This is a genomic window from Thalassoglobus polymorphus (assembly GCF_007744255.1).
Lineage (GTDB): Bacteria > Planctomycetota > Planctomycetia > Planctomycetales > Planctomycetaceae > Thalassoglobus > Thalassoglobus polymorphus.
In genome coordinates this window covers 3,821,541-3,837,819 of sequence record NZ_CP036267.1, presented here as the reverse complement: position 1 = coordinate 3,837,819, position 16,279 = coordinate 3,821,541, and the positions used below count along the sequence as shown (strand labels likewise).

At 50.3% G+C, this 16,279-nt stretch carries 10 protein-coding genes (1 of these 10 running past the window's edge); 4 read left to right on the top strand and 6 right to left on the bottom strand.

Annotated features, from left to right (window positions below; all coding sequences use genetic code 11):
* Positions 1–60 precede the first annotated feature (60 nt).
* Complete coding sequence (locus Mal48_RS13815; RefSeq protein ID WP_145200476.1) at positions 61–507, bottom strand: hypothetical protein; 447 nt, start codon at positions 505–507, stop codon at positions 61–63.
* Here Mal48_RS13815 and Mal48_RS13810 point away from each other — a divergent pair.
* Positions 487–3,612, top strand: coding sequence for a PVC-type heme-binding CxxCH protein (locus Mal48_RS13810; protein WP_197441703.1), 3,126 nt, complete (start codon positions 487–489; stop codon positions 3,610–3,612). The genes Mal48_RS13815 and Mal48_RS13810 overlap by 21 nt on opposite strands.
* Positions 3,613–3,760: 148 nt before the next feature.
* On the opposite strand, the gene Mal48_RS13805 is transcribed toward Mal48_RS13810, so the two are convergent.
* Both Mal48_RS13805 and Mal48_RS13800 read right to left on the bottom strand, forming a co-directional pair.
* Positions 3,761–4,720 (bottom strand): HD domain-containing phosphohydrolase, encoded by a 960-nt coding sequence (locus Mal48_RS13805; protein WP_145200470.1) that lies wholly within the window; start codon positions 4,718–4,720, stop codon positions 3,761–3,763.
* Between the two features lie 249 nt (positions 4,721–4,969).
* Complete coding sequence (locus Mal48_RS13800) at positions 4,970–6,010, bottom strand: HD-GYP domain-containing protein (protein ID WP_145200467.1); 1,041 nt, start codon at positions 6,008–6,010, stop codon at positions 4,970–4,972.
* A 424-nt stretch (positions 6,011–6,434) separates the two neighbouring features.
* Here Mal48_RS13800 and Mal48_RS13795 point away from each other — a divergent pair, with 424 nt between their 5' ends.
* Positions 6,435–7,358, top strand: a complete 924-nt coding sequence (locus Mal48_RS13795) for an L-threonylcarbamoyladenylate synthase (RefSeq protein WP_231739571.1) — start codon at positions 6,435–6,437, stop codon at positions 7,356–7,358.
* An 88-nt stretch (positions 7,359–7,446) separates the two neighbouring features.
* Here Mal48_RS13795 and Mal48_RS13790 read toward each other — a convergent pair whose 3' ends face one another.
* A complete protein-coding gene (locus tag Mal48_RS13790) occupies positions 7,447–8,751 on the bottom strand; it encodes a radical SAM protein (RefSeq protein ID WP_145200461.1) in 1,305 nt (434 codons plus the stop codon).
* A gap of 754 nt (positions 8,752–9,505) precedes the next feature.
* Here Mal48_RS13790 and Mal48_RS13785 point away from each other — a divergent pair.
* Both Mal48_RS13785 and Mal48_RS13780 read left to right on the top strand, forming a co-directional pair.
* Entirely contained in the window at positions 9,506–10,954 is a 1,449-nt protein-coding gene (locus tag Mal48_RS13785) for a serine/threonine-protein kinase (RefSeq protein WP_197441702.1), read from the top strand.
* 240 nt (positions 10,955–11,194) lie between these two features.
* Positions 11,195–12,259: a tRNA dihydrouridine synthase gene (locus tag Mal48_RS13780; protein ID WP_145200455.1), complete on the top strand. Its 1,065-nt coding sequence runs from the start codon at positions 11,195–11,197 to the stop codon at positions 12,257–12,259.
* Between the two features lie 33 nt (positions 12,260–12,292).
* On the opposite strand, the gene Mal48_RS13775 is transcribed toward Mal48_RS13780, so the two are convergent.
* Together Mal48_RS13775 and Mal48_RS13770 are read right to left on the bottom strand one after the other, a co-directional pair.
* Positions 12,293–13,513 (bottom strand): RimK family alpha-L-glutamate ligase, encoded by a 1,221-nt coding sequence (locus Mal48_RS13775; RefSeq protein ID WP_145200452.1) that lies wholly within the window; start codon positions 13,511–13,513, stop codon positions 12,293–12,295.
* A gap of 627 nt (positions 13,514–14,140) precedes the next feature.
* Positions 14,141–16,279: the 3' portion of an MMPL family transporter gene (locus Mal48_RS13770; RefSeq protein ID WP_145200449.1), read on the bottom strand. It continues 819 nt past the right edge of the window; 2,139 of the gene's 2,958 nt are visible here — the last part of the coding sequence; the start codon falls outside the window, past its right edge; the stop codon is at positions 14,141–14,143.

Below are 16,279 nucleotides of genomic sequence, written 5' to 3'. Positions count from 1 at the left end.
TGATCCGGATCTTGGGTTGACGAATTGTTAGCCCGTTAAGTTCAACATGGTCGCGAGTCACTACGGTGGCTCGCGGCCTTTTTCTTTGGTGTCGGGAGAAATTACAGTCGGGGCGTTTGGGATCTTCGCTGGGTGAATTCGATGTTTCGTAATCATCCATTCGGTATGTGGAATTTCACAGAGCATGTAGTCGAAGTGTTTTCCAGAGTGGATAACGAGGACGACCCGCTGAGTTGATTTGCCATCGCTGTCTTTGGGGGCGACATCGTTTTGCTGGCAGGGCTGCCGTCGAGGAAGCTGGTATTCGTTCGGGGCCTCTTGTTTAAGGCTTCTGCTTAGCAGTTGGCGACTGTCATCGTAAAAGGCCTCTATTCCAAAGTGGAGAGGCGAGGCACTATCTGTGGCAGCGGGCTGCTTGATTCTTTCACGCAGGTTTACGACAGTATCTGCAATATGAACGACCAGTTTTTCAGACAGGATTTTTTGATGCCCCGCTTTTTGGTCCACACTCTTTGCTTGTATTTCCTCTTAAGCGTTCTCTCTGCCACCAGCTTCGCGCAGCGATTGGAAATTCCTCGCCGACACGAGAAGCCGCCCGGACCTCCTCTTTCTGCGGAGGAAGCAGTCAAGAAGATGGTGGTTCCGGAGGGGTTTTCTGTTGAACTCGTCGCCAAGGAACCGGACCTCATGAATCCGGTCGGAATGGCGATTGATGAAAAGGGGCGTTTCTGGGTCACCGAAAGTTTTGAGTATCCGCGACGCTCCCCCGGTCCGGGGCGCGACCGTATCAAGGTTCTCGAAGATACCACTGGTGATGGGATGGTCGACAAAGTGACTGTCTTTGCTGAGGGGTTAAACATTCCCTCGGGGATCGCTGTTGGTCATGGCGGTGTGTGGGTTGCGAATGCGCCGGACCTGCTCTTCATGCAGGATACCGACGGAGACCTCAAAGCGGACAAGATTGAAACCGTTCTCACCGGCTTTGGTCGCACGGATACTCACGAGCTGCCCAACTCTCTGACATGGGGACCGGATGGTTGGCTGTACGGATTGAACGGCGTCTTTAACTATTGCCATGTTTATTATTCGAAAGAGAACCCGAACTACGAAGCGGATCATCCCGGCTTCAAGTTCACTTGTGCGATGTTCCGCATTCACCCCCGCACACGGGAGTTTCAGATTTTCGCAGAGGGGACGAGTAACCCTTGGGGAATTACATTCAACGGTGACGGAGAAGCGTTCATTTCCGCATGCGTGATTGATCACCTGTGGCACATTTCCGAGAGTGCCTACTACATCCGCCAAGGTGGACCCTATCCACCGCACACGTGGCCGATGCGTTCGATCGTCGATCATAAACACCAAAAGGCTGCCTACTGCGGTATCACCTGGTTCGATTCGGAAGCCTATCCTGAAGAATATCGCAACGTACTGTACATGGGGAACATTCACGGGGGTTGCATCAATGCTGATATCGCAGACCGTAGCGGAGCGAGCTACAAAGGCCGCCCGCATCCCGGATTCCCTGCACCTCAGGGCGCCTTCGAACACGATACCGTTCGCAAGATCAGTGAAGGAGACGATGCGAAACTCGCTGACTTCCTGACCGCCAACGACGCCTGGTTCATGCCGGTTGTGCAAAAAGTCGGCCCGGATGGTTGCCTGTATATCTTAGATTGGTACGACCGCTACCACTGCTATCAAGACGCAAACGCCGACCCGGAAGGTGTTGACCGATCCAAAGGCCGCCTGTATCGCGTCGTCTATAAAGGTCACGAGAATAAGATAGCCGAAGACCTGGGAGCAAAGTCAGATGATGAACTGATCACCCTTCTGGGGGATTCCAATGTCTATAAACGAAATACGGCTCAGCGACTTTTGCAGGAACGAATGACATTCGATTTGGCGAAACAGGTTCTTGCGGTCGTGAAGGATGAAAAGACAAGCCACACTCAAAGAATGCATGCTCTGTTTTGTGTTGTGTACAGCGAAGACTTTACGAAGCTGTTTGGGGAGATGCGAAGCATGTCAAAATCGGTCAAAGACGAGATCGAGCCATGGTTGGTTCGCCGGACTTTTGATGACGCTGAGTTTTCTAAACTCGCCCCACAACAGATGAAAAAAGATCCGAATCTGGATCAGACATTCAAGAAGTACTCTCCACAAATGCTGGCTCAGATGGTCATTGGAGCCAGCAAGTTTCAAGGGGAAGAAGAGTTCGCTGTCAAATACTTGCTAGCGATCCTGCGTGTCTCCGGCGACGATCCAATGCTCAGGCATCTCGTCTGGCAGAACCTGCTTCCTTTGATCGATGGTCATCCAGACGCAGTGATTGAAGGGCTTCGTGAATCGCTGAATAGTTCGAAGGAAGACTACGCCAGTGGGATCGGGCCGATTTGCGGAAGAGCAATTCCCGTTTTATGTCAGAATCGATCTCTGTCGGGAAAAACTATGGGAGGGCTGTTTGAAGCGGTTCTCAAGTCTCCAAACTCGACGCCAGCATTCAAGTCCAATACTCTCGGATTGCTCAGCCGTTTATTACGTGAAGGACAACTTTCAAAGGATCAGCGAGCTGAGTTGTATCAAACTTTGAAGCCTATTCAATTCGATGATTCCAACATGACAGTGGTTCTGGCTCTGCTAGGGGATGTCGAAGCGATGCAGGTCGTCCGCAAAACTTTCAATGACACAAGCAAGCCCCAACCAGAGCGTTTGGAAGCACTCAGGGTTCTGGTGGCTGCCAGAGCTCCTCGCATCGTCAGTAATCTAGGTGACGCCATCGGCGGATTGAAGACTGCGAAGTCGTTCCGCATTGCAGCGATCGAAGCGATCGGCGGAGTCAATGACCCTGAACTTGCGGGCTTCTTACTTGACAATTATCCGACTTGGGAAGCGGACGTTCAGCCACGCGTGATTGAAGTTCTCACGCAGCGGGACATCTGGTCCGTTGCTCTACTCAAAGAGATTGAAGCCAAGAAGATCGACAAGGAAGCGGTCAACTTGAATCAGTTGAAACGAGTTTCATCTTTCAAGAATGAAGAACTGCAAAAGCTTGTTGTCAAACTTTACGGACAAATTCGAACAGATCGTCGATCCGATCGGCAGCACGTCATCAATTTCCACCGAGATTTTCTCAATGGAACACCGGGTGATCCGCACAAGGGGATTGCTGTCTTCAAGAAAGTTTGTGCGCAGTGTCACAAGATGTATGGCGAAGGAGCTGAGGTCGGTCCAGATATTACCCGAAACGGCCGCAGCAACTGGAATCAACTGTTGCAAAATGTTTTCGATCCGAGTGCCGTCATTGGTCCCGGATACCAAGCCCGACTTTTGGCGACTGAAGATGGCCGGATCTTAACCGGGCTGCCTATTGAAGAGAGTGACGAGCGAGTCGTTCTTAAGATTCAAGGGGGCAAGATCGAAACGATTCCTCGCGACAAAATTGAGGCTTACAAAATCAGTGAAGTCTCCATGATGCCCGAAGATCTGGAGAAACAACTCAAGCCGCAAGAGCTCGCGGATCTGTTTGCATACTTAGCTCTGGACCGTCCACCGAGTGATCCGAATGCAAAGATCCTGAGCGGAGCACCGAAGCAGAAAATTCGGGATTAAGCATTTTTAATGCTTGGCGTGCCCGTGAAGTTCACTGGAATAACTTCAGGAACTGCTCGCCGCGAGGCATAGCGTGAACATCAATTCGCAAGATGCGAAAAAGTTCTGAGCCTTCGCAGTACATTTCTGCTTGTGCTGCGAGGGTTCTCTATGGAGTTTCTTCGACAGCCGACCGTTGGCTCCTGTTGAGCTTTTGCTGGGCAGGAGTCTCGAAGCGGTGTTCGATGACTTCTTCCAAAACATTGATGACAGCGAGGTCGGTATTGCCTTTGAAATCGACTTTCAAGTCTTTGATGGCTTCCTCGTTGCTGAGGTGGGCTGAGGCCAGCCCGGACTGTGTCAGCTCAACATAATGGCGTACAACTCGTAGCACTCTCGCACCGATTGGAACGGGTTGGGCTTCGGCTTTTGTCCAGTCGCTACTTTGCATTAAGACCAGCGGGAAAGCGCCTGAAAGTGAAGCCCCCAGTGACTTCACAAGTTCCGTTCCATGGAATGTGTTTTCTTCGCAAACGACGTTCTGATCAAAATCTCCGACAGCTTTGCGGATGACGCGGGCAGTAATTTCAATATTTGTGACATCCATCAGCAAGGCTGCCACACGTACGTCATCAATTTCTCGCGGCGTCATTCGCATGCGGATTGCGACTTGTTCGCAGAGATGATTCACTCGTTTTGTGCGGACTTGAAGAACGGGGTCTGCACATTGCAGGTATCTAGAAAGGACTTCCACAACGCCCACGTGGGCTTCATGAACTTCGGTGACTTTCTTGTTTCGATCTTCGTTGAGTGTTCCGATGAGAATCGCGGTGATTCCAAGGATCGCTCCCCAAACCATCACACTCAGGGCGACGATGACAGGTGTTTGCTCAAATGAAAAGCGGGTGAGGTCAGCCATGATGACAACCGTTGCCGTCACCACAGAAAACAACGCCAGTGTTCCGGCTCGATAGCGTCCCAGGAAGAATCCTGCGAGAACAACAGGCAGGTAAAACAGGTTTAACACGACAATGCGTGAATGTTCGATCGAGTAGAGCAGGGCTCCCAATGCAAGAGTGATCAACACCAGGAAAATTTCCAGTTGTCGTTCGGTAGATTTGTCGATCATTGCTATTGGTCCCTGTTTAAAAGCAAGCAGTATGTCTGTATGTGTCGTTGTCGTGTGTGAGAGCAAGTTCAAGTTTCAGGACCAGTTCTAAAAGATAGAAGGAGGTCTCTAATAAAATGGGGCAGATCACTCGTCCCCAAGGGGCTCGGAGAGGTCATTTTTCGCGCTGAAAACCTGAAATATCGATCATGGCCGCAGTCGCTCACTGTAAATCTGAAAGCCTTGGTCGATCTTCATTGTCTGGTCTTCTTATTGGTCCGATTGCGCCTCATGAATTTTGTTGTATTGAATGACGGTGGGGATGTAGCTGCCACCCCGGTCGGAAGGGATGTGGTCTCCTTTCAATGGAGAGGCATCTTGGAAGCGTTCAGCGATGTCTGCGAACTGCTCATGAATTGAGAGGAAGACATCGACGATGTCTGCATCGAACTGTTTGTGAGCGTTCGCTTCGATCTCAACAACACAGTCCACATGTGGAACGGCATCCTTGTAAACACGTTGAGATGCCAGTGCGTCATACACATCGGCGACGGCAACAATCCGCGCGGCCAGGGGAATTTCTTTTTCGGCAAGTCCGTAAGGATACCCTTGTCCGTCCCAGCGTTCGTGGTGATACAGGGCGATATCTCTGGCCATGGAGAGGAAGTCCGAATTGCCTAATCTGCATTCGATTTGATGGATACAGTCACTTCCGAGTTCCGCATGCAGCCGTATTTTTTCTCGTTCTTTTTCGCTGAGCGTGTCTGGTTTAAGCAGAATTGCGTCTTCAACTCCGACCTTTCCAATGTCATGGAGGACAGAACTGATTCCAATCATCCGGACAAATTCAGAATTCACGATCTCAGAAAATTTCGGATGCTTCCGCATCGCAGTGGCGAGTCGCACCGAATACATGCTGATGCGTTCCAGGTGTTGCCCTGTTTCCGGGTCTCTGGATTCTGCAAGCTTGGCCAGTCCGAAGATGATCGCGTCACGAGTTCGAACAAGTTCATTGACAGCAACGAGCGAGTCTTCGCGATGTTTTTGGATACGATTATCAACCGCTGAGTAAACTTTGGAAATGACCATCCAGTTTACGCAGAATTGAATCCCTGTTAGCCAGATGACAATTCCAGCATAAAGAAAGAAGTTCGCAAGAGCATGCTGATTCTCCGTGGTGCCTTCGAGTAGATTCTCAGAGGAGAGGACGAGAGTTGCGTGCCCAACTGTGTGTTGAATCCAAAGCCCGAATGCGAGACAGAGCGCCTGTGAACAAGTCAAAGTGACTATGATTTTTTTGAGAGATGACATAATTAGCCCGATGAAGTCAGATGTCGTAGTCGAAGCTTAGGTCGTTAATCGCTAGAATTCCGGGAATTGTCTTCAGATAGGAAAAGGTCAAAGCGGTTTCTACCGATTGTTGGAGCTTTGCGGTTTCTGGCCGGAGCCTGCTCAAAATCCGTGATCGAAATGCTCCCATATGATCATGCGAAACTGTACGATCCATATATCTATCACGGATTTAGAGCATCTTTCGAGTTGGTTTGCAGGCTCTGCCTCGTGGCGAACAGTATTTTTACTAGCGAAATGTGTTCTGCAGGGCACACGGTAGAGCAAACTGCTCTAGTGAGCTCTTCAGTTCATTTGATCAATGAAATCGCCTCAATACCGAACTTCATAATGGGGATCGACACTGCGTACTTTACGAATCTACGATACAGACACAGCTGCTTGTTTGATTCAGGACGGGAAACTGGTCGCCTTTGCAACCGAAACTGTTTATGGATTGGGGGCGAATGCGCTGAACCCAGTTGCAGTTGCAAAAATTTTCGAGGCAAAAGAAAGACCACATTTTGATCCGTTGATTGTACATCTCTGTGATCAAAGCCAGCTGGAAGAATTTGTCGAAAGCGTTTCTGAAACTGCGCAGGCACTTGTTGATCACTTTTGGCCGGGACCGTTGACGCTTGTCTTGCCGAAGCGGGATCTCATTCCGGACCTCGTCACGTCCGGCTTACCAAATGTTGCGATCCGGATTCCTGAGCGGGACTCTGCCCGGGAACTGATCCAGAAGGCAGGAGTTCCCATCGCGGCTCCAAGTGCCAATCGATTTGGAAGTGTCAGTCCCACCACAGCTGAGCATGTCCTCGATGGTCTCGAAGGGCGTATCGACGCAGTCCTTGATGATGGTGCCTGCGACATCGGCGTGGAGTCAACGGTTCTTGCTTGCCCGGCAGATGGGACAGCCACTCTACTTCGACCAGGTGGGCTCTCTCTGGAGGAAATCGAAAAAGTGATCGGGAAAGTTCTTCAGCTTGATCCCAATCAAAACCGGGACGATTCCCCGCAAGCTGGGCCGGGAATGCTCAGTCGACACTATGCTCCGTCCAAGCCGATTCAAATTGTCAGTAGCCTGCAAGAGATTCGTGACTGCAACGGCAAGGGCGCCTTAATGATGGGCTCTCACGAAACGAATCAATTCGAAGTGGTAGAAAATCTTTCTCCGAGTGGTTCGCTCGTTGAAGCAGCAGCCAATTTCTTTGCCGCACTTCGACGACTCGAAAGAACGAACATCGATTCCATTGTCGCAATGCCATTCCCCAATGAAGGTCTGGGCCGCGCTCTGAATGATCGTTTGAAAAGAGCCGCTGCAGAATAAGGCCGCGTCTCACATTTTCAAGAATTGTATGTATCCGCTCTCGTGGAAAAGGGTGGTTCATCAAATGGAAATCACTCTGCACGCGGTTCTACTCTTCGCGAGTGGTTGTCTCCAAATCGACGAGGACAGGCTCCGGTGGGGTAGCGGATGTTGCTCCGACCAAAACCGAAGGTGCCGATGCCTTTGAATGGTCACGACCATCGTATGCGTGGAAGTCATTGAAGAAATGCTTCTTGGCGATGCGGTAGGCCCAGCTGCGTTCTGGAATCGCCAGTTCTGGATTGTATTGTGACGGTCGGACTTGCATCCCTTCAAGTTCTTCCATGGCAGTGTGACGGACTGTGCCGTCTTCGGCGCCATGCTTTTCAACGAGTTGTTTCAACAGGTCTGGTCGCTCCAGGACGATACATCCGCGAGTTGTGTCTCTGGCGAGTTCACGGAAATCCTTCAGGTATTCCGAGTCGAGTTTCTCTGCGAGTGAGCGTTTGTCGTCATGGATGTTGTCCTTGGTGAATTGCACAATCGGACAGGGTTCGACACCGCCCCATGGGTTGATGTGATGGGTGATTCCTGTCGCGGCTGGGCAAAGTGCTTGACCGTCATGGTCGTAGTAGGCATCCACGAAGATGATCGGTTTGTTGACTCGGCTTTCGACGACAAATTTCCGAATCCGTTGCTGTTGCTCCTGCGTCAGGCAGAGATCCGGCGAGGCATCCGGCCCCATTGGTCGGTACACATGGAACCAGGTGTAGAAGACTCCCATCTCAATGAGACGGTCCACCCATTTGTCGGTCACAAGGTCGTCGATGTTTGTCTTGCAAACACTCGTGCAAACTCCAGTGAAGACTTTGTTGTCCAGGCAGTTTTGAATGCCCTGCATTGTTTTGGAGAGCACGTCTTTGCGACCGCGTCGTTCGTCGCTAACAATTTCACTTCCTTCGACACTCACGAGCGGAGTGACATTGCCGAGGCGGCGGAGTTCTTTGGCGACCTCATCGGTAATGAAGTGTCCATTCGTGAAGACCTGAAAGTAGCAATCTGGATGGGCAGCCAGGATTTCAAGAATTTGAGGATGCATAAACGGTTCCCCACCGACGATCCCAAAGAAAACGTTTCCGTTCGCTTTGGCTTCATTGATGAGTTTGTTCATGGCTGTGACGTCGATCGTCTGCTGCTTCGCAGCGACATCCACCCAACAGCCTGTGCAACGGAGATTGCAGGAATTGATGATCGAAATGTACAGAAACGGCGGAAAGACCTGTCCGGTTTTCTTCATCCGCTTTTTGAACTTGTGGACGGATAAAGACCCCTTGATCCCCATGTTCCAGAAGAGTTTCCAGACGAGCCGCTTATCGGTCTCGAAGAGTACTCGTTTTGCCATCCGCAAATACATTGAATTGCCTCGATATTGAATCAAGCGCTAGTCGGGCGATGCCAACAGCAATCAGAAAAAGGCTGTCGATCTCAAGTCAAACAGATCGTATCATGAATGATTCCAACACGTTCGTCGAACGGGTCGGTCTGAAGACATCTCCAGTCTAGAGCATTTTCGTGAATGATGTACGCGTTCTATCTCGTGGCGTCTATGATTTTTTCTGAGAAAAAAGCGTTCTTCACGGACACGAGAAACACGAACGTCTTCCAGCTCTGATGTGTTCCCTTGTACCGAAATGATCTACAATCAAAATAACCAAGAGAGTCCGTCTCTGCCACTGGTGAAGGCGAATTGAGTTGGGGGATTCCGTGTAAACGCCGCACAAATACGATCAATCCCTGCCATCTTGATTTGTGATTGGCGATCGAAATGGATTTTCGGCGAATCCGGGATATCATTAGAGTTCATCACTTCGGTCTTTTGGCTTAGGAGCGGATCTGTGTCTCAGGGAGTTTCCAGGGGACATCGCCAGGTAAACGGCAAGTAGGAAAACAGACTTAGCGACATATTTAGAACTTGAAATTGCTCTCTCAAGCATTGAGAAAAGCAGTGATTCCAGAGGTTTTCGGACTGGTTCTACTTAAACTGATGTAGCATCCTGTCATTCGGACTGAGCAGGTTCTCTTCCTGCCAGGGAATTCAAGACAGTTGTCAACTTAGGGCCAAGCATGAGACTTACTGACAGATGAATCCGTTCGGAACGGAAACAGAAATGACCGCGAAACAAGAAGCGACTAATCTGGATCGCCAGAAATGGATGTGGCCGTTCGAACTGCTTGAGCAGATTGGTGAAGGCGGGATGGGGGTTGTGTATCGCGCTCGTTACGTCGTCAACGACCGCGAAGTCGCCTTGAAAATGCTCCCAAGCGATGTCACCGATGAAACCACTCTCGCACGTTTCGAGCGCGAACTTGAGGTTCTGAAAAACCTGAAGCATCCGAACATTGTTCGCTGCTTTGGTGGCTCTTGCGAGAATAAACGTCGTTTCTATGCGATGGAATTGATCTCGGAAGGGTCGCTTGAGGACAAGCTCCAAGAGAATAAAAAACTTCCCTGGGAGCAGGTCATTTTCTATGCTCTGCAAATGTGTGATGCGCTTGAGTGCTCCCATGAAAAGAAAGTCATTCACCGCGATGTGAAGCCCAGCAACTTCTTGATAACAAAATCAGGTCAGTTGAAGCTGAGTGACTTTGGGTTGGCTTCTGTCGCAGCTGCTCGAAAAATTACGGCTGCTGGAAAGACTGCGGGAACATTTCTCTATATGGCTCCCGAACAGATCCGGGGACTTGAGGTTTCCCCACAAACAGATCTTTATGCGCTGGGGTGTGTCCTCTACGAATTGGTCACGGGTGAACCGCCGTTTTTAGGGTCAACTCCTGCAGCAACGCTGCACATGCACTGTCGGGATACGCCGCCACGTCCGACAGAGAAGACATTTGATTGCCCGGTTGCGCTGGAACGAGTAATTTTACAACTTCTTGAGAAAGAAGAAAAAGATCGTCAGACGTCTGCTGCGGAGGTCGGCCGGCAACTGAGAAGTGTCAGGCAAACTGTGACGGTTGTATCCAACCCCAACGACAAAGGCTTGGATCGACCACTTCAAAGACCAGAGCTTGAGGATCCAGCGACAGCATTTTTCAAAACCGTCGGTCCGGGAAAAATTCTGAAACATGATTCCATTCCCAATTGGGTAGTCATCTCTTTGTTCGTTTCTCTGCTTTGCTCGCTCAGCTGGAATTTGGTTTCAAGTATTCAAGCTCGCTCAGGTCGTCAGGGCGAAAAACTATGGGTCGAGGCCGCAACTCATAGCCAGCAACCTGTACGGATCGAGGCGATCGGAGCACTTGGGAAGATCGCTGGTGAAAGTGGTCACAATCTTGATGTCATCAGAAATGGTCTGAATGATGAGAGCTGGCAAATTCGAGAAGCGAGTGTTCTGGCCATGGAAGAGGGGGGCGGACACGCAAAGAAATTTATTCCGGCTTTGATGCAACTCAGTAAGCAGGACGAGAACGAAAAAGTCCGTTCCTCAGCCTTAAAAGCTGTCGAAACATTGAAGGCTGCCAAAACTCGTTACAATTATCCGATCGGCGGAATCCTGATCGGAACGATGCTCTTCGCCGCGACCGGCGCGGGAATTTTCTACTGGATGAAGTCCTGAGGATCATTGCAGCGATCTAGAGCAGTTTGCTCTACCGTGTGCCCGTGAAGAACGCATTTCTCTAGTGAAAATGCTATTCGCCACAAGGCAGATCCTGCAAACCAATTCGAAAGATGCTCTAGCTGATGCGGCAGACATGAAACTGCAGAGACAAGACTGCGACAATTATTACAGAGAACGAGTTCGACATTCTCGAAAACAATCCTCTAATACGCTTAAGAGAAGGTCACTTCTTTCGTTATGACTTCGGCTCAACTGAATCTCGATGAATCTCCGATTAAAATCGGGACACGTCTCATTCCAACGCGGTATTTCCTGGCACCACTCGCAGGGTATACACATCTTGCGTTTCGTCGTGTGATTCGAGAGTTAGGCGGTCTCGGGTTGGCAACGACGGATCTCGTTCTCGCTTCGCAGCTTGTCGCTGAAAGTCAGAAGTCGAAAAAACTCATTGAAACGACGCCGGATGATACGCCGCTTTCGATCCAGATTTTTTCGGGCGTCAAAGCAGAGCTTGTTCGCGCAGCCAAGTGGCTTGAAGATCGTGGATATGCCAGTATCGACATCAACATGGGATGTCCCATGGCGAAGATTAACGGTTCGGGGGGTGGTGCTCGTTTGATGTGTGATACTGACGGGGCATGTGCTTCGATTGGAGAAGTCGTCAACGCAGTAACTGTTCCGGTCACCGTTAAGATGAGGCTTGGCTGGGATCGAGAGAATCTGACTGCTCCAGTCTTGGCAAGAGAGTTTGAAAAGCTCGGCGTCGCAGCAATCACCATTCATGGTCGAACGCGACAACAGGGGTTTCATGGTGAAGTCGATCGCGAAGGAATTAAAGCGGTCGTCGAAGCGGTTGAGAACATTCCGGTCGTTGGAAATGGCGACGTTCGCACACTCGAGGATGCACATCAAATGCGGGCTGAAACCGGGTGTCAGGCAGTCGCGATCGGTCGCGGAGCAATGCTTGATCCGTGGATCTTTGCGAAGCTTGCACAAGTCGCCACTGGAGAAACTCCGACCGAGCCCAACGCGGACGAGCAGGTCAATTTTTTACGACGACACTTTCACTATATGACCCAGCAGTACGACGATTACAGTTGCTTACTCTTTCGGAAATTCGCTGGCTGGTACGGACTGAAGTTGGGAATCCCCGACGATTTAGAAGATCGCCTCAGGCGTTTTGAATCGATCTCAGAGTTTGATGAAATCGCAGACCAAATTCGGGCACGCCATGGCGAGCGAGAAGCGACTCTTCCAACAGCATTGATTAAAGTTCCCAACGGACCGGTCGAACGTTGGTGAAAACAAGCAAGTTGTAAGAGGTCACTACCCAGATTACTTTTCTTCTTCACTCTTCTCATCGTGATGAGTGTTCGTGAAATCTGGAAGGTCCAGCACCTCAGGGCGACGTTGTTTCTGCGTCTTCTTCGGGACGAGTTGGCGCATCGATTCAAGTTTTCCAAAGCAAAGCAGGCGGTCACCCGGTTCAAGAATGCGATCTGACCGCGGATTCGGAATGACTGTTGTCCCACGATAAAGAGTCAGTGCATTGATGTCTTTTTCTCTCAAGCCTGAGTCAGAAATCGTTCGGCCAACGTATTCAGAGCCTTCAGGAATGTGGAGTTCAGTCACTCCATACCCTCGGCTGACGGTGAGCCTTTGTCGCAAGTCGATCTCTGGAAAATCGACCTGAGCAGCGATGTAATCGACAATCGTGCCAGCAATATCAAGGTGTGTGCAGGACTCGATTCCTTCGAGTCCTGGTGAAGAATTGAGCTCCATGATTTGTGGGCCGGTCTTCGATTCGAGCATGTCGACACCAGCGACTCGCAGTCCCATGATCTGGGCTGCCCGGACAGCAGCATCTCGGTACCGCTCATCCAGATCGACCTGTTCCGTCACACCGCCGCGATGGACATTACTGCGGAATTCCTGTCCCTGTGCGACACGTCTCATCGCTGCGACGACTTGATCGCCAACAACAAAAGCACGAATATCTCTTCCTTTACTTTCTGCGACGAATTTCTGAACAAGTACGTTTTGTTTCGTGCTTTGTAGTGTCTCGATAATTGCTTCCGCGATCTTGACGGAATCTGCGAGGATCACGCCGACTCCCTGGGTTCCTTCGAGGAGTTTGATGACCACGGGGGCCCCACCAACTCGCTCGATAGCAGGAAGGACGTCTTTTTTATCACGAACGAATGTTGTTTCCGGAATTCCGATTTGATGTCGACTCAGGATTTGCATGCTTCGTAGCTTGTCCCGAGAGTTGGAGATTCCGTTCGAAGAATTTGCACAGAAGACATCCATCTGCTCGAACTGACGAACAACCGCGGTGCCGAAATAGGTAATAGAATTCCCGATTCTTGGCAGGACAGCGTCGTAATGACTGAGCTGTTTCGTGCGGAAGTAAAGATCGGGAGTCCCTTCCTTAAGGTCGATCGCAAACTTCAAGGTGTTCAAGACTTTCACCTCGTGCCCACGTTGAGCCGCCGCTTCCTTGAGTCGACGAGTGCTGTAGCAATTGGTGCTGCAAGAAAGAATAGCAAATTTCATCGGGAACCTATTGTGTTACTGTGTCTCTTCCCCGATCAGGTCGTTTTCCCTAATCAGCGTCTCTTCTCCAGGAACAAATCTAGAACTGATCCTGAAACTTGAAATTGCTCTCTCAAACGTTAAGAAAAGCGGCTATTCCAGAGATTTTCCGGACTCGTTCTAGAGCAGTTTGCTCTAACGTGTACCCGCGAAGAACGCATTTCTCTAGTAAAAATGCTGTTCGCCACGAGGCAGATCCTGCGAACCAATTCGAAAGATGTTCTAAACAAATTTTGGAATTGCAATGTGCAAGGTAACATAAACAGGCAAGGCACCGTTAGCGGACAACTGCATGCAATTCGGGACAGTGGCCGCTTCAAGAATTGCGTGATGTCATCTCTGAGAAATCGGCAGAACAAAGCGAGTTGCCAGGGGGGATGCGAGGCGAGCGACGTACTTCTGTTCTCCGTTGGTACGGCATTTCAATTTCTAAATGACATTGAGGTTCAGCCGGGTATGGTAGAGCAAGCTACGCTATTTAAGTCGTGAGACGCGATTTACTCGAACGCATGGAAAAACAAACTTCCTTATGGGTAAGCCAAGGCTTTCCCCTCTTCTCCAATCCCTCTTGTGAGCTGAGCGAGAGGCTCAGGCAACGCCAGTTTCATGCTTTGTCATCGGAATTGTTACGATCTCTTTCTTGTCGATCGGTTTCGCCTCTTCATTCTGAGCAGGGCTTTCAGTTGACTCCCAGCGATCAATGAGGGTCAAGATCGCTGGCAGAGTGACAAGAGAAATGAACAGGCAACTTCCCACGCCAATCACCAAAATTGTTCCAAGTGAAACAAGCCCTTGATGTGCTGCGACGACCATGCTGCCAAACCCGAGCATCGAAGTGAGAGATGTCAGGGTGATGGCGTTGATTGTACTTGGGGAAGTTTCATATCGACCTGTTGAGTGACGCGCATCATGAATGACGTGGACACCGTCATCAACTCCAATTCCTAAGATTAGCGGCAATACGATGAGGTTGGCCGGGTTCAGATTCATACCTATCAACCCCAGAATGCCGAACATCAAAAATCCGCCAGCCAATGGTGGGAGAAGAGTCAGTAGTGTGCCCCGCACGCTTTTGAAATCGAGCACGCTTGAGACAAGCGCAACAATCAAGGCGTACAAGGAGGCGAGCTGGAGGATATTCACTGGTTCGCCCGATTTGAATCGCAACGAATATGCAAATCCAACAACTGCCAAAGGAGCAACGAGAGAAACCAGAAGTGTCCCCGACTTCAGTGAGTCGACAAGTAGAATTAGGAAAATGACCACAAGTGCGTAGATTGCAGCGTCGAAATAACTCTCCCGAATCTGGCGTGCTGCTTCAAAGTTCTGTAAAGGTGTCCCCGTTGCTTTGGGATCGATCGACCGGACTTCTTCAACAAACGCGGTCAGCGGCTCTTCCTCCCAGACTTGTTCGCTGGGATAGATTCGCAATAGCCAGTGCCCCGATTCAGAAACGAAACGCTCGTGGATGCCTGGAAGGAAATCGTTTGGGCTGACGGGTTGTGGGCTCGAAACTCTCTCTATTTCCTGAAATTGCCGATGCAACGCCGTGAGCATTCCATTTTGATATCCCGACAGAACCTGCATTTGCTGCGGAAGTTCCATCAGGGTGAGGTTATCAAGAAAACTATCAAGTGATTTTGCAGCTGAGATCGCAGCAGGTTCGCTCCGAGAGGAAAGTGTTGTGTAGAGCCGGTCCATCGACTGGCCAATCGAGAGTGGGTCCAGTTGAGGAAATTCCCGTGGTAAGTCGGAGAGTCGACTCAGCCGAGAGTGAATGGCCTGCACAAGCAGGTTTGTTTCTTCTGGTGGGAAATTCGGCATATAAGATGCCATTCCCTCGACGCGTGAGACCGTTGGCAACGTGAGAAACTCTTCCTTCAGAATGCGCGCTTCTGAAATCGAATCGGCAATCGAGATTGCATAGAGCAATGAGCCGTTTGTCTCTTGAAAGATCCGCTTTTGAAGTTCGACCGAATTGACACCTTTGGCTTGCAGATTCAAAAGATTTGAGTCGTATTTCACCTTCGATTGAATCGTCCCGTCCTGGACTTGAAAGCCTTGGGAACCGATGCCAATGATCGCCAGCAACGTGACGACGGTCACCACTCCGGGGTGATTTCGGATCAGCTTGCGTAATGCGTTTCCCTGGAATGGAGTCGGCATTTGACGCGGCTCTTTCTTGCGATCCGCGAGCGTGACCAATGCCGGGAGAATCGTGAATGTCGCGATCGCACACAAGAGGACACCGCCACCTGCAATCACTCCGAGTTCTGCAACTCCGAGAAAATCGGTGAATGTTGCACAAAAGAATGCTAGTGCAGTCGTCACCGCAGCCGTCACGATTCCGGTACCGACGCTCCGTGAGGACAAAGACAAGGCCCGATGCAGTTTTTCGTTTCGGTGCCGAAGTTCGATGTAGTGCGCGAGGTAGTGAATCGCATAGTCGATCCCCAGCCCAATCAAAATCGCAGCGAACGAAACTGAAAGAATATTCAGGTGTCCGATGGCAATTGTAATATACCCCAACGACCAGGCGAGGCTGATCGCCAGCATAAATAATGCGAGCAGCGGGTGTCGAAACCCACGGAATCCGATCAGCAGAATTAGGCCGACTCCAATGAAGGAAATCATCGAGGCCTTCATCATGTCCTGCTGAGAGCGTTGCATCTCGTCCGCTTCCAGAACCGGAATCCCTGTCAGCCCGACCCTGACGTTTTTGTATTG

Bases quoted from the DNA above. Each gene is read 5' to 3' on its own strand.
- Mal48_RS13790 (WP_145200461.1), bottom strand. From the start codon at position 8,751: ATGTATTTGCGGATGGCAAAACGAGTACTCTTCGAGACCGATAAGCGG.
- Mal48_RS13805 (WP_145200470.1), bottom strand. From the start codon at position 4,720: ATGATCGACAAATCTACCGAACGACAACTGGAAATTTTCCTGGTGTTG.
- Mal48_RS13800 (WP_145200467.1), bottom strand. From the start codon at position 6,010: ATGTCATCTCTCAAAAAAATCATAGTCACTTTGACTTGTTCACAGGCG.
- Mal48_RS13780 (WP_145200455.1), top strand. From the start codon at position 11,195: ATGACTTCGGCTCAACTGAATCTCGATGAATCTCCGATTAAAATCGGG.
- Mal48_RS13810 (WP_197441703.1), top strand. From the start codon at position 487: ATGCCCCGCTTTTTGGTCCACACTCTTTGCTTGTATTTCCTCTTAAGC.
- Mal48_RS13775 (WP_145200452.1), bottom strand. From the start codon at position 13,513: ATGAAATTTGCTATTCTTTCTTGCAGCACCAATTGCTACAGCACTCGT.
- Mal48_RS13785 (WP_197441702.1), top strand. From the start codon at position 9,506: ATGACCGCGAAACAAGAAGCGACTAATCTGGATCGCCAGAAATGGATG.